Source organism: Streptomyces sp. WAC04114, from assembly GCF_019733245.1.
GTDB lineage: Bacteria > Actinomycetota > Actinomycetes > Streptomycetales > Streptomycetaceae > Streptomyces > Streptomyces massasporeus_A.
In genome coordinates this window covers 1-13,029 of record NZ_JAIGQA010000209.1, presented here as the reverse complement: position 1 = coordinate 13,029, position 13,029 = coordinate 1, and the positions used below count along the sequence as shown (strand labels likewise).

Sequence of the window (13,029 nt, the reverse complement as noted above, 5' to 3'; positions counted from 1 at the left end):
AGAGGCAGGTCGTGCCCTCCATCGCCAGCGAGTCGCCGAGGTACAGCACCGTGGGCGCCTCCCGGGGCCCGGCACCGCGGAAGGCGCCCACGGTGCTGTACCTCGGCGACTCGCTGGCGATGGAGGGCCAGAAGGTCCTGGGCCAGGAGTTACGCCGGGGCCTCAAGGCGAAGTACACCGCCGCCCCGTACTCCGGCACCACCCTGTGCGACTACCTGGAGGGCACGGCCGAACGCTCGCTGGTGCCGGCCGCGGACAAGGCCGCCGCGCTGGTGCGCAGGCTGCGGCCCGACTTCGTGGTCCTGCAGTTCTGGGGGAACTCCTGGGGCTACACGCCGTGCATGGACGGCATCACCCACGACAAGTCCCCGACCCGGTACTTCAGCCGCTACGCCACCGACGCGCTGCGGCTCACCGAGCAGATCGCCGCGGCCGGGGGCGGCAGCCGGCCGAGGATCGTCTGGGTGGCGCAGGGCCCGGATCCCATCACCCCCGACCGGGTCCGGCGGGTCAACGCGCTCTACGAGAAGCGGGCCGCCGCCTCGGGCGACCTCGTGGCGGACGCCGGGAAGGCGGTGAGCCCGGCCGGCGGCCGCTACACCTGGACGCAGTCCCTGCCGTGCACGGCGTACGAGCGTGCCCACCGCGGCCTGTGCACACAGCCCGGCCGCGACCGCACCGCCCTGCACCGCGACGACGACTATCTGCACTTCTGTCTGGCCCCCACCACCAGCCGGCCGAAGCCCTGCCCGGTCCGCTCCCCCGGGATCCTGCGCCTCGCCCGGGAGGTCACCAAAACCGTTCGACAGGCCGCGCGTTGACGGATCGAATGGGCGACATGTGTGCGGTGCGAATGCATGAGGACGAGGTGGCCGTCGACGTCCCTCTGGTCGGCAGGCTGGTCGCGGAGCAGTTCCCGCAGTGGGCCGGACTGCCCCTGCGGCGCCTGGAGTCCTCCGGGACGGAGAACGCCATGTTCCGTCTCGGCGTGGACAAGGTCGTACGGCTCCCCCGGCACCCCCGCGCCGTGGACGCCATCACCCACGAGCTGCGCTGGCTGCCCAGGCTGGCTCCCGCTCTGCCCGCCGCATCCCCCGAGCCCCTCGGTCGGGGCGAGCCCGACGGCCGGTTCCCCTGGCCCTGGTCGGTGTACGGCTGGCTGGACGGCCGCAATCCGGTCCCCGGGGCGCTCGAGAAGCCCGTGCCGCTCGCCGAGGACCTGGCCACCTACGTGACGGCCCTGCGCGGGATCGACGCGGCGGAGGGTCCGCCGGGTTACCGGGGAGTCCCGCTGGCGGCCCGGGACCCGTTCCTGCGCGAGGCGCTCGCACAGCTCGCGGGGCGGGTCGACACCGCCGCGGTGACGCAGGCGTGGGAGACGGCCCTGCGCGCTCCGGAGCACACCGGGCCGCCCGTGTGGGCCCACGGCGACCTGATGGCCGGGAACCTCCTGGTCACGGGCGGACGACTCAGCGCCGTGATCGACTTCGGCACGGTGGGGGTCGGTGATCCCGCCGTCGACCTCGTCGGGGCCTGGTGTCTCCTGCCCGCCGACGCCCGCGGCGTCCTCCGCGAGGCCGTGGGCGCCGGCGAGGCCGAGTGGGCACGGGCCCGGGGCTGGGCCCTGTCGATCGCGGTCATCGCCCTGCCGTACTACTGGGACACGAACCCGCCGGTCGCGGACAACTCCCGGCATGTCATCGCAGAGATCCTGGCCGAGACGGCGTAGGGGCGGGGTGCGCACGGGGACCAGGACGGCCCAGGGACGGAGACGGCTCCGCCCCCGTGGGCGGCACCTCACTCACCCGCGTACGCCTTCTCCAGGGCCGCGATGTCGAACTTGCTCATCGCCATGAACGCCTGGGTGACGCGGGCCGCCTTCGCCGGATCCGAGTCGGTGATCATCGCGTCGAGCCGGTCCGGGACGACCTGCCAGGACACGCCGAACCGGTCCTTCAGCCAGCCGCAGGGGCCGGGCTCGCCGCCGTTCTCGGTGAGCTTCGCCCAGTAGTAGTCGATCTCCTCCTGGTTCTCGCAGAAGAGCATGAAGGAGACGGCCTCGGTGAACGTGAACTCGGGGCCGCCGTTGAGCGCCAGGAAGCGGTGCCCGTTGGCCGTGAACTCGACGGTCATCACGGTGCCGGCGGCCTGGGGCGCTCCCTCGGGGTAGCGGGCGATCTTGCCGATGCTCGAGTCCTTGAAGACCGAGACGTAGAAATGGGCGGCCTCCTCCGCCTGGCCGTCGAACCAGAGACATGTGGTGAAACCATCGGTGGTCATGAGTCCTCCTGGGAGGCGTGGAACGCTGTCACCACTGTCGACCGGCCGGGGTCCCGGAACTCATCGGTCGGGCGGCCGACACATTCAGGTGGCCGCTACACCGTTCGGAACTAGGCTCGCCGCCATGACGTCCACGCCCGCCGACAGCGGCATCCGTCCCTTCCGCATCGACGTACCGCAGAGCGACCTCGTCGACCTCCACGACCGCCTCGACCGGGCCCGGTGGCCCGAGGAGCTGCCCGGTGTGGGCTGGACGTACGGCGTTCCGTCGGACTACCTGCGCGAGCTGGTGCGGTACTGGCGGCACGGGTACGACTGGCGGGCCGCCGAGGCGCGGCTGAACGCCTGGCCGCAGTTCACCACCGAGATCGACGGCGCGCGCGTGCACTTCGCGCACATCCGCTCCCCCGAGCCCGACGCCACCCCGCTGATCGTCACGCACGGCTGGCCGGGGTCGATCGTCGAGTTCGCCGGCATCGTGGGGCCGCTCACCGACCCCGCCGCCCACGGCGGCGATCCGGCCGACGCCTTCCACGTGGTGCTGCCGAGCATTCCCGGCTTCGGGTTCTCCGGCCCCACCCGGGAGGCCGGCTGGGAGGCACGCCGGATCGCCGACGCGTGGGCCGAGCTGATGACACGCCTCGGCTACGAGAGGTTCGGCGCCCAGGGCGGCGACTGGGGGGCGGCCATCTCCCGCGAACTGGGCCGCGTCCATCCCGGCCGGCTCGTCGGCGTCCACCTCAATCTGCTGCCCGGCGCGCAGGCGGCCACCGAGCCGACCGCCGAGGAGCTGGAGGCGCTGAGCCCCGCGGAGCGCGAGCGCACGCTCACCTCGTGGCGACGGTGGCGGGACTGGTCCCGCGACGGCACGGGCTACTTCCACGTGCAGTCCACCCGGCCGCAGACCCTGTCCTACGCGCTCACGGACTCCCCGATCGGGCAACTCGCCTGGATCGTCGAGAAGTTCCAGGAGTGGACGGACTCCGGTGAGGTGCCCGAGGAGGCCGTCGACCGGGACCTGATGCTCACGAACGTGATGCTGTACTGGCTGACGGGCACGGCGGGTTCGTCCGCCCGGGTCTACTACGAGCGCGCCCACGCCCAGGGCGAGAGGATCGCCGCCCCGCAGGAGCCCTCCACCGCGCCGACCGCGGTGGCGTCCTTCTTCGGCGACCCCCAGATCCCGCTGCGCCACAGGGCCGAGCGGACGGAGAACATCGTCCGCTGGACGGAGTTCGACCACGGCGGGCACTTCGCGGCGATGGAGAAGCCGGACCTGCTGGTCGGTGATGTGCGGGCGTTCTTCCGCCAGTTGCGCGAGAAGGGCTGAGCGCTCGGGCTCCGCCGGTAGCGGATCTGCCGAGGGCAGAGAAACCGTTCGCGGGCATCGTCCGAGGTCAAGAGTGGAGTCGACGGCACATCCCCGACCTGTCCGCGACACCTGTCGCCGCGACGAGGAGAACCGATGACTCCACTCACCACACTCGCCCCGCGGGCGGAGGAGGGCGACACCCCTCCGACCCGGTTCGACGACCAGCTGGCCGCCCAACTGCTGGCACAGCGCATCGTGCTGCTGGGCACCCAGGTCGACGAGGTCTCCGCCAACCGGGTCTGCTCCCAGTTGCTCATCCTGTCCGCGGAGGACGCCCACACCGACATCAGCCTGTACATCAACAGCCCGGGCGGCGCGGTGCACGCGGGGCTCGCCATCTACGACACGATGCGGCTGATCCCCAACGACGTCTCCACGCTGGCCATGGGCTTCGCGGCCAGCATGGGCCAGTTCCTGCTGAGCGTCGGCGCGCCGGGCAAGCGCTACGCCCTGCCGAACGCGCGGATCATGATGCACCAGCCGTCGGCGGGCATCGGCGGCACCACCGCCGACATCGAGATCCAGGCGGAGAACCTGGAGTTCACCAAGCGGACCATCGAGCGGATCACCGCGGAGCACACCGGCCAGAGCCCGGAGACCATCTCCCGGGACGGTGACCGCGACCGCTGGTTCACGGCCGAGGAGGCCAAGGAGTACGGCATGGTGGACCGGGTGGTGGAGTCCCTCACGGACGTCCGCCCGGCGGCCACCCGGCGCAGGATGGGGCTGCAGTGATGGGTACGTACACGATTCCGAACGTCGTCGAGCGCACCCCGCAGGGCGAACGGTCCTATGACGTGTTCAGCCGGCTGCTGTCCGAGCGGATCATCTTCCTCGGCACCGAGATCGACGACGGCGTCGCCAACGTCGTCATCGCCCAGCTCCTCCACCTGGAGTCGTCCTCCCCGGAGAGCGAGATCGCGATCTACATCAACTCGCCGGGCGGCTCGTTCACCTCGCTCATGGCCATCTACGACACCATGACGTTCGTCCAGGCGCCGATCTCCACGTTCTGCGTGGGGCAGGCGGCCTCCACGGCGGCCGTGCTGCTGGCCGGCGGGGACGCCGGGCGGCGGTTCGTGCTGGAGCACTCGCGGGTGCTGCTCGGACAGCCGGCCGCGGGCGGACAGCGCGGCATGGTGTCCGATCTGGCGCTCCAGGCCAAGGAGATGGTGCGGATCCGCTCCCAGGTGGAGGAGGTGCTGGCGCGGCACACCCACCACGACGTGACGGCCCTGCGGGCCGACATGGACCGCGACAAGGTGTTCACCGCGCAGGAGGCGGTGGGCTACGGGCTGGCCGACGAGGTGCTCAGCCGGCGCCTCGTCACGGTCTGAGGCGCCGGCCGGCGACAGGGCTCAGGCGGCCAGGCACATGCCGTCGCGCGACGGGGTGGTGACCCCGCGGCGGCTGCCGGCCGGGTAGCGCGAGGTGACGCGGGTCAGTTCGCCCTGCGCCCTCGTGAGCAGGTCGCCGAGGCCCAGTCCGAGGGCGTGGGCGGCGGCCGCGAGGACCTCCGAGGAGGCCTCCTTGCGGCCGCGTTCCACCTCCGAGAGATAGGGTATGGAGATCCGTGCCTCATCGGCGACGTCCTTCAACGTGCGCTCCTGCGCGAGGCGTTCACGGCGCAGGACGTCACCTACGAGGTCCCGCCACAGCGGCTCCTTCGCGGCGGGGGCCGGCGGCGCCTGGCGCGGCGGTGCGCCGGAGGGACGCGCACCGTGCGGGCGCAGGGGGATGACTCGGGCTTCGTTCGGCAGGTGGTTGCTCACTTCTCCAGCCTAGGAATCCCGGCCGCCGGGGGAAGGGCCCGGCGTTCCGCCCTGGGTGGAATCCCCTGGCGCACGAGGGGGGAACGGAACATTCCGCCCGATTTCACCCATGGCACAATCGGGGGGCATGCTGCGCGTCAACCCGGGTACCCGCAACCCGGGAGTACCTATGCAGATGTCCGCCGTGACGTTCGTGGGAGAGGTAATGGAGACCGCCGTGATCCGGTCGAAGGCACAGGTCGTCGAGGAGAACACCGAGGCCGGCGCGGGTGACGGAGCACTGCCGGGCGTCGTGGACCCGCGGTCCGTGGCCCCGCGGGACGCGAGGCAGCTGTCCCGCCAGTTCTTCCAGCGCCTGACGGAACTCGAAGAGGGAACGCACGAGTACCAGTACGCGCGCAACACCCTGATCGAGATGAACATGTCCCTCGTGCGCTTCGCGGCCGGTCGTTTCCGTGGTCGCGGCGACGACATGGAGGACATCGTCCAGACCGGCATGATCGGCCTGATCAAGGCCATCGACCGGTTCGAGCTCTCGCGCGAGGTCGAGTTCACCTCCTTCGCGCTGCCGTACATCGTCGGCGAGATCAAGCGGTTCTTCCGGGACACCACGTGGGCGGTGCACGTGCCGCGGCGGCTCCAGGAGCTGCGCGTGGAACTGGCCAAGGCCCGCGAGGAGCTCGCCAGCCGACTTGACCGGGAGCCGACGGTCGGCGAGCTGGCGACGCTGATGAACATCTCCGAGCGTGAGGTCGTGGAGGGGCAGATCGCGGCGAACGGGTACAACTCGTCGTCGCTGGACGCAGCACTGACCGGCGACGGCCCGGAGGGTGGCGAGGCGGTTCTGGCCGACTTCATCGGCGTGGAGGAGGACGGGCTGCGGCTCGTCGAGGACTTCCACTCGCTGGCGCCGCTCATGGCGGAGCTGAGCGAGCGCGACCGGCAGATCATCCACATGCGGTTCGTGGAGGAGGCCACCCAGGCGGAGATCGGTGAGCAGCTCGGCTGCTCACAGATGCATGTCTCCCGGCTGATCAAGCGGATCATCACGCGTCTGCGCGAGGGCATGCTGGGCGAGCTGGGCTGCGCCTGAGACCCTCGTCCGACCAGCGGGTGCCGTCCCCCATGCGGGAGTGGGGCGGCACCCGCGACCGTGAGCCGCCTGTGGGTTCCGCCCGTCCGCGACGGTGTCTCAGCCCCGGCTTGCGTCGGAGAGCGGCAGCACGGCGCGCACGCGCTTGCCCACCGGCACCCGTTCCACGCTGACCTGCTCCGCGAGTGCGTGGACGATCTCCAGGCCGTGCCGGCCGATGCGCTCGGGGTCGCGGGGGAAGATGCGGGGGAGTGAGGAGCTGCTGTCGTAGACCGACACCGTCACCGCGGCGTCGGTGCCCACGAGCTCCAGGATGTAGGGCCCGTGGCTGTGCCGGTCGGCGTTGGTGATCAGCTCGCTCACCACCAGCAGCACGGCGCCGTCGACACGCTCGTCGATCTGCGCGCACCACTCGGTCCTGAGCTGGTCGAGAAAGAGCGCGGCGAAGGACCGCGCCTCGGCGATGCAGCCCTGCTCGCCGGTGTAGTGTGCCGCCCGCCGCAGCGGTTCCACGGGCACGTCGAAACCAGTCGGTATCACTGCCCCGTCCAGGTGGTCGATCATTCTTTTCTCTCTGGGAAGTCGGACTGGCCGGACGCTCTGCACCAGTGCTCGTACCCCACGTCCGGCTTCACAGTCCTGACAGATTCTCCCCCATTCGATAACACGGGCATTGTCCCCCCTCCACGGGGCACCCGGAAGAAATCAGGGCCGGCCGAGGGCGGCCGGGCCGGATCACCGGAGGTGCGCGGTGGCCTGGTGGACATGGCTGGTCGTGGTGATCGCGGCGCTCGCCGCCGTCGTGGCGGTGACGCTCGCCGTGCAGGCGGGCCGGCGGTCGGGGACCGTCATCGCGGTGCGGCGCCGCCCCGGCGGGAAGGGCCTGCGATGAACGAGCTGCTGGCCGCACGCAGTCTGACGACCCTGCCGGTGGTCACCCTGGGCGGCGATGCCGTCGCCCAGATCAAGGACACCGTCTTCGACTCCGCCGCCGGGCGGATCACCGGCTTCACGCTCAGCGGCCGGGGTCTGCTGTCGGGCCCGCTGAAACAGAGTCTGCCCTGGTCGGCGGTGCACGCCCTGGGCCCGTACGCGGTCATGGTCCGGGACGCCCTCGCGCTGGCGGACACCACCGTCGTGGTGGCACGGCGTGAGGCACAGCAGGGCCGGGTGCTGCACGCCAAGGTGCTGACCGACGAGGGCGCCGAGGTCGGCACGGTGCTCGACGTGATCGTCGAGAGCGGAACCAGCGGCCGGGTCGTGGGCTTCCGGATCGCCGCGGGCAAGGCGCTGGTGCAGGGCTCCAGACGCCGCCGGCACCGGGTGTACGTGCCGCGCGGCGAGACGCTCGCCGTCTCCGGACGCGCCCTGGTCATCCCGGCGGACGCCACCCGCTTCGTCGCCGACGACCTGCCCGCCTTCGTCGCCCGGGTCGGCGCCTTCCAGGCCGGGCGGGAGGGGACGGCGCCATGATGCTGTTCTCCGAGGCACGAGGCCTGCCCGTGCTGACGCTGACCGAGGCGGAAGAAGTCGGTGCCCTGAAGTCGCTGACGGTGGACGCGGCGTCCGGTGTGGTCACCCATGTCCGCGTACGGGGCCACCACTCCCGCAAGGAGACCGTGCTGGCCTGGGGCGCCCTGCACGCCATCGGCCCCGACGCGGTGCTGGTCCGCACGACCGCCGAACCGGCCGAAGTGCCGCCGCACCACGAACTGCCGGGTCTGAGGATCCTCACCGAGACGGGCGACACGCTCGGCACGGTCCAGGACGTCGCGTTCGAGCCGGGGACGGGCCGGGTCGAGGCGGTCGTCACCACCCACGGCGACCTGCCGGCCGACCGGCTGCTCGGGCTCGGCGACTACGCCCTGGTGGTCCGGGCCGCTTGAGTCGGGCCGGCCGAGTCGGCTCGCGTCGTGTCCGCTTGGGCCGACCGGGTCAGGAGGCCGGCGCCTGTTCCGTCGTGCCGCCGCCGGTGTCGCTCCCGGTGTTGGTGTCGGTGTTGTTGTCGGGCGGCGGCGGCTGGGTGTCGGACGAGGGCGGCTCGTCCGTCGTCGGCCCCGAGGTGTCCGTGTCCGAGGTCGGCGGTTCGCTCGTGGGCGGTTGCGACGACGTCGAGTCGGTCGGTGCCGTGGGCGTGGTGACGCTCGCCGACGGGGAGGGCTTGTCGGGCTTCTTGGTCTTCTGGTCCTTGTCGCCGGTGTCCCCCGCCTCGCGCTTGAACCACTCGCCGTCGGGTTCGCACATCACGAACTCGTCCACCGGCTTCGGCGAGGGCGTCACCATGACGACGTTCGACGACTTGTAGCCCGGCCACGCCTTGCCGGTCGTCTTCGGCGCGCTTTGCTGGGCGACCGGCGGGGACAGCGGGTTGCCGCACGCGCAGCGCACCCTGGGCACGCCGCGGTCGTCGACCATGACGGCCGTGCCGGCCTGGAGGACGGCCTGGTAGCTGGTGGGGGCGCCGTTCTTGTAGCCGTGGTTGGTGACGCGGGTGTCCATGCGCAGTTGCACGGGAGTGAGCGAACGCAGGTAGGCGGGGACCTCGGAAGGCTGAACCCGTACGACCGAGGCGAACGCGCGCTCCTTGTCCGGGGCGTCCTCGAAGTACTTGATCTGCTTCTCCACGTCGCAGCTGGCGACATTGCGGGTGCCGCCGTACAGACCGGGCGCGTCGCCGTTCACACCCCGCACGGCGTTCTGCGGGGCCGACTCGGTGTCCCCCGAGGGGGTGACCGGGGAGGCGGAGCTGTCCTCCTGGGCCGTCGACTCGGTGAACGCGTCCGGCCCGGTGTCGGCCGCGGGCTGGAGGAAGACCTCGCCGCTGGACGTGCTGGTGCCGCCGTCGGACGCGCCGGTGCCGCCGTTGTCGGGCCGGGAGAGCACCACGGCCAGGACCACGGCGGCCACCACGGCGGTGGCGATGATCGCGACACGAGGCACGGACCCCCACCAGGGCCGGCGGGGTTCCGGCTCCTTGCCGCCGCCACCGCTCGGCGGCTCGGAGGGCGGGCCGCCGCCCGAGGGAGGCTGGGAAGGACCCGACAGCGGGCCCGAGGGAGGTCCTGTCGGGCGGCCGGACGACGGTGGATCGACGCTCACGAGCTCTTCTCCCGCGTGGGTTCTCTGCGGCCTTCACACAGCCGGGATGGTCCATACCGGTGTATGCCGCTTTTTCCACTACGAGTTCATTGTGTGCCCCGGTCCCGTATGCCCCGCAAGCCGACGCGGACGGACCCCTCCGGCGGGCGTCCGGCACCGGGGCTGCTTAGCGTGGCACCGTGAGTTCGCGCACCCCCTCCGGCCAGGCACGTACCTCCGGCGAGCGGGCCGTCGCCCGCCACGGCTGGGCGCACGCCCTCGTCACGGTGCTCGGCGGGCTGCTCGCCATGGCGCTGGTGTCCGCCCTGGGTCTGTGGGCGGCCGGGGCCGCGGACCTTCCGGACGGTTCCTTCGCCCCCGCGGTCGCGGCCACCATGGTCACCGCCGTCGGCGGCACGGTGAAAATCGCAGGGGCCGCCGGCGACCTCGCCGAGACGCGGGCCGGCCTGACGGTGATTCCCCTGTCCGTCACCCTCACCGGAGCGCTGGTGATCGCCTGGGGATTCCTGCGTCCGCTACGGCACCGTGCGGTGGCCGGTGCCGCGGAATTGGCCGGCTGGGCCGGACGGGTGGCGGCCCTGTGGCTGCTCGCGCTGATCGGTCTGACGCTCGCCGCCCGCCACACGTTCGAGATCGACCTCGGGGAGAGCGCGCTCGGTGAGCTCGGCGACCTGTTCGGTGCCTCGCCGAGGATCGGCTTCACCACCGACGTCGCGCTGTCCGTGTTCGTCGGCGTGGTGTGGCTGGCCGGTGTGCTGGTGCTGGCGCTGCTGGTGTCGCGCGGGGCTCCGTTGCCCGCGGGACTGCTGCGCTTCCAGGCGTCGGTGCGGCCGGCCGCGTACGCGATGGTCGCGCTGCTGCTGGCCTGCGTCGTCATCGGCTTGGTGGTAGCCCTGATCGTCGCGGCGACCCAGGGGCACGCGCGGGAGACGTTCGCGGTGATCCTGCTGGGCCTCCCCAACGTAGTGTGGCTGGCGCTGACGATCGGGCTCGGCGCCACCTGGAACGGGCGGGTGGAGGGGCCGCTCGGGCTGCCCATGCCGCATGTGCTCGACGAGGTGCTGCGCACCCCGGACGTCTCCGAGCTGAACCTGCGCACCCTCGCCGAGCACGACGGCCGCGTGTGGTGGCTGCTGATCATCGACGTCGTGCTGCTGCTGGCCGCCGCGTTCGTGATGGCGGCCCGGTCACCGGCCCGGGTGCGGGCCTGGCAGCACGCGGTGCACATGGCGGTCGCCCTCGTGCTCACGGTGTTCATGATCTGCCTCGTCGGGCGCGTCTCCGCGCACTTCGGGCTGTCCGTGCTCGGTATCGGTGATCTGGGCGGCGGTCTCGGGGGCCGGTTGTTCCTGAAACCCAAGATGTGGGGTGCCGTCGGTCTGGCCGTCCCCTGGGGGCTGGTGACCGGGTTCGCCGGGGCGCTGCTGGCGCGGCACGTGCGGCGGCGCGGCGAGGTGCGCACCGACAGCGAGGGCTGACGCCCCGTTCGCGCCGCCGCGCTACGTCCGCTGTACGAAAACCGGTTCGGCCCAGCGCGGCGGCGGCTTGGGCCGCTCCTCCCCCGCGCCCGGCAGTTGCCGGTCGACCCGCGTGGGCGTTCTCGGGCCCTCGGCCCCGCCGCCGGTCGTCGCGGCGCGCAGCGCGGCGACGAAGGCGAGGCAGGACGGGTACCGGTCGTCGGGACTCTTGGCCAGGGCCTGGGCGAAGACGGGGTCGACCCGCGGATCGAGGTCGGGCCGTTCCCCGGTCAGCGGCGGCGGTTCGTCGTACTGGTGGGCCCAGAGCAGGGCCATGTCGTCGTCGCGGATGAAGGGCGGGTGCCCGGCCAGTGTCTCGAAGACGACGCAGGCGAAACCGTACACGTCGCAGCGGGCGTCGACCGGCTTGCCGGAGATCTGCTCGGGGGCGACGTAGTCGAGCGTGCCGACGAACTGGCCGACCGTGGTGAAGCCGGTCAGGGACAGCGACTTCTTCGTCAGGCCGAAGTCGGTGAGGTAGACGTGCTCGGGGTGGTCGCTGTCGGTGCCGCGGGACACCAGGATGTTGCCGGGCTTGACGTCCCGGTGGACCAGTCCGTGGTCGTGGGCCGCGTCGAGCGCGGAGGCGACCTGGGCCGCGACGCGCAGGGCGGTGACGGGCGGCATCGGGCCCTCGCGGTCGAGGACGTGCCGCAGGTCGCTGCCGGCGACGTACCGCATCGCGATGTACAGCACGCCGTCCGTCTCGCCGGCCTCGAACACCGGCACGATGTGGGGGTGGTCGATCGCCGCGGCGGCCCGTGACTCGTGCGTGAAGCGGCGGCGGAAGGTGTCGTTGCGGGCGAGTTCCGGGGCGAGCAGCTTCAGGGCGACGGTGCGTTCCAGGCGCAGGTCCCGGGCCCGGTAGACGACGGCCATGCCGCCGCGTCCGATCTCCTGCTCGATCCGGTACCCGGCGATCTGCTGCCCGACCAGCTCGGAGGGCCGCCCGGAGAACAGGCTCGTCTCGCGGTTCAACGGCCGTCACCCTCGGGCGAGACGACCCGGGTGGGCGGCGCCGCAGCCGGCCGCCGATCTGCCTCACCACCGGCCCTGCCCTCCCGGTCCTCGGGGGACACGACGCGGGTGGGTTCGGGGGCGTCGGCGGACACGACCTTCGTCGGCTCCGGGGCGTCGGCGGACACGACCCTCGTCGGCTCCGGGGCATCGGGAGCCACGACGCGCGTGGGCTCAGGAGCCTCGGGCGCCACCAACCGCGTGGGCTCAGGAGCCTCGGGCGCCACCAACCGCGTGGGCTCAGGAGCCTCGGGAGGAGCCGCCCGTTCGGGTTCGGGGGCATCGGGAGCCACGACACGCGTGGGCTCAGGAGCCTCGGGCGCCACCAACCGTGTGGGCTCAGGAGCCTCGGGAGGAGCCGCCCGTTCGGGTTCGGGGGCATCGGGAGCCACGACACGCGTGGGCTCAGGAGCCTCGGGCGCCACCAACCGTGTGGGCTCAGGAGCCTCGCGAGGAGCCGCCCGTTCGGCTTCGGGGGCGTCCGGCTCAGGAGCGTCCGGGGACACCACCCTGGTCGGCTCGGGAGCGTCCGGGGACACCACCCTGGTCGGCTCGGGAGCGTCCGGGGACACATCCGTCGGCTTCTCGGGGCCCTCCGGAGACACGACCCGGGTCGGCTCAGGAGCACTCGGAGCCACCACCCCGGTCGGCTCAGGAGTACCCGGAGCGACCACCCGGGTCGGCTCCGGGGTGGCAGGCACGATCCCCTCCGGTTCGGGCGCCTCGGGCGGGGCCACCTCCGACGGCGTCGGCGTCTCCCGCCGGGCCGCCCCCGTCGCCCCGGGGGCACCCGGCGGCACCACCCGTGTGGGTCCGGCCGGTGCGCCCCGGGCGGATGGGGGCGTGTCGGCGGGGCGCACCGGCCGGACCCACACGGGT

The 13,029-nt window shown here is 72.4% G+C and carries 16 protein-coding genes and 1 pseudogene; 11 read left to right on the top strand and 6 right to left on the bottom strand.

Annotated features, from left to right (window positions below; translation table 11 throughout):
- The coding region (locus tag K4G64_RS34340) for an SGNH/GDSL hydrolase family protein (RefSeq protein WP_260461365.1) at positions 1-821 on the top strand (821 nt) is incomplete at its 5' end.
- A 17-nt stretch (positions 822-838) separates the two neighbouring features.
- Complete coding sequence (locus K4G64_RS34335) at positions 839-1,729, top strand: aminoglycoside phosphotransferase family protein (RefSeq protein ID WP_374206481.1); 891 nt, start codon at positions 839-841, stop codon at positions 1,727-1,729.
- 68 nt (positions 1,730-1,797) lie between these two features.
- Here the strand turns inward: K4G64_RS34335 and K4G64_RS34330 are convergent, their stop codons facing one another.
- Positions 1,798-2,280 (bottom strand): VOC family protein, encoded by a 483-nt coding sequence (locus tag K4G64_RS34330; RefSeq protein WP_221759821.1) that lies wholly within the window; start codon positions 2,278-2,280, stop codon positions 1,798-1,800.
- A gap of 124 nt (positions 2,281-2,404) precedes the next feature.
- Between K4G64_RS34330 and K4G64_RS34325 the strand changes: the two genes are divergently transcribed.
- The 3 genes from K4G64_RS34325 to K4G64_RS34315 all read left to right on the top strand — a co-directional run bounded on the left by K4G64_RS34325 (position 2,405) and on the right by K4G64_RS34315 (position 4,989).
- On the top strand, positions 2,405-3,610 hold the full coding sequence (locus K4G64_RS34325; RefSeq protein ID WP_221759820.1) for an epoxide hydrolase family protein: 1,206 nt from the start codon (positions 2,405-2,407) through the stop codon (positions 3,608-3,610).
- A 135-nt stretch (positions 3,611-3,745) separates the two neighbouring features.
- Positions 3,746-4,387, top strand: a complete 642-nt coding sequence (locus K4G64_RS34320) for an ATP-dependent Clp protease proteolytic subunit (protein WP_221759819.1) — start codon at positions 3,746-3,748, stop codon at positions 4,385-4,387.
- Positions 4,387-4,989, top strand: coding sequence for a ClpP family protease (locus K4G64_RS34315; protein ID WP_221759818.1), 603 nt, complete (start codon positions 4,387-4,389; stop codon positions 4,987-4,989). The genes K4G64_RS34320 and K4G64_RS34315 overlap by 1 nt, the downstream gene beginning before the upstream one ends.
- 21 nt (positions 4,990-5,010) lie before the next feature.
- Here the strand turns inward: K4G64_RS34315 and K4G64_RS34310 are convergent, their stop codons facing one another.
- Entirely contained in the window at positions 5,011-5,424 is a 414-nt protein-coding gene (locus tag K4G64_RS34310; protein WP_221759817.1) for a helix-turn-helix domain-containing protein, read from the bottom strand.
- A gap of 205 nt (positions 5,425-5,629) precedes the next feature.
- Between K4G64_RS34310 and K4G64_RS34305 the strand changes: the two genes are divergently transcribed.
- On the top strand, positions 5,630-6,517 hold the full coding sequence (locus K4G64_RS34305; RefSeq protein ID WP_221759823.1) for an RNA polymerase sigma factor SigF: 888 nt from the start codon (positions 5,630-5,632) through the stop codon (positions 6,515-6,517).
- Positions 6,518-6,616: 99 nt separating this feature from the next.
- On the opposite strand, the gene K4G64_RS34300 is transcribed toward K4G64_RS34305, so the two are convergent.
- Entirely contained in the window at positions 6,617-7,081 is a 465-nt protein-coding gene (locus tag K4G64_RS34300) for an ATP-binding protein (protein ID WP_221759816.1), read from the bottom strand.
- Between the two features lie 187 nt (positions 7,082-7,268).
- On the opposite strand from K4G64_RS34300, the gene K4G64_RS34295 reads away from it, so the two are divergent.
- Genes K4G64_RS34295 through K4G64_RS34285 form a run of 3 tightly spaced genes read left to right on the top strand, consistent with a single transcriptional unit; the run spans position 7,269 to position 8,403 of the window.
- Entirely contained in the window at positions 7,269-7,409 is a 141-nt protein-coding gene (locus K4G64_RS34295) for a hypothetical protein (RefSeq protein ID WP_221759815.1), read from the top strand.
- Complete coding sequence (locus K4G64_RS34290) at positions 7,406-7,990, top strand: PRC-barrel domain-containing protein (RefSeq protein ID WP_221759814.1); 585 nt, start codon at positions 7,406-7,408, stop codon at positions 7,988-7,990. The genes K4G64_RS34295 and K4G64_RS34290 overlap by 4 nt, the downstream gene beginning before the upstream one ends.
- Complete coding sequence (locus tag K4G64_RS34285) at positions 7,987-8,403, top strand: PRC-barrel domain-containing protein (RefSeq protein ID WP_221759813.1); 417 nt, start codon at positions 7,987-7,989, stop codon at positions 8,401-8,403. Before K4G64_RS34290 ends, K4G64_RS34285 begins: the two co-directional genes overlap by 4 nt.
- A 49-nt stretch (positions 8,404-8,452) precedes the next feature.
- On the opposite strand, the gene K4G64_RS34280 is transcribed toward K4G64_RS34285, so the two are convergent.
- Positions 8,453-9,457 carry a DUF6777 domain-containing protein gene (locus K4G64_RS34280; RefSeq protein WP_221759812.1) on the bottom strand — a complete coding sequence of 335 codons (1,005 nt, stop codon included), beginning with the start codon at positions 9,455-9,457 and terminating at the stop codon, positions 8,453-8,455.
- 338 nt (positions 9,458-9,795) lie between these two features.
- Between K4G64_RS34280 and K4G64_RS34275 the strand changes: the two genes are divergently transcribed.
- Positions 9,796-11,094 (top strand): streptophobe family protein, encoded by a 1,299-nt coding sequence (locus tag K4G64_RS34275; protein WP_221759811.1) that lies wholly within the window; start codon positions 9,796-9,798, stop codon positions 11,092-11,094.
- A gap of 21 nt (positions 11,095-11,115) precedes the next feature.
- Here the strand turns inward: K4G64_RS34275 and K4G64_RS34270 are convergent, their stop codons facing one another.
- Positions 11,116-12,111, bottom strand: a complete 996-nt coding sequence (locus K4G64_RS34270) for a serine/threonine-protein kinase (RefSeq protein ID WP_221759810.1) — start codon at positions 12,109-12,111, stop codon at positions 11,116-11,118.
- Positions 12,108-12,278 (bottom strand): hypothetical protein, encoded by a 171-nt coding sequence (locus K4G64_RS34265; protein ID WP_221759809.1) that lies wholly within the window; start codon positions 12,276-12,278, stop codon positions 12,108-12,110. The genes K4G64_RS34270 and K4G64_RS34265 overlap by 4 nt, the downstream gene beginning before the upstream one ends.
- A 562-nt stretch (positions 12,279-12,840) precedes the next feature.
- On the opposite strand from K4G64_RS34265, the pseudogene K4G64_RS34260 reads away from it, so the two are divergent.
- Positions 12,841-13,029: pseudogene (locus K4G64_RS34260) on the top strand (hypothetical protein); the annotation flags it as partial.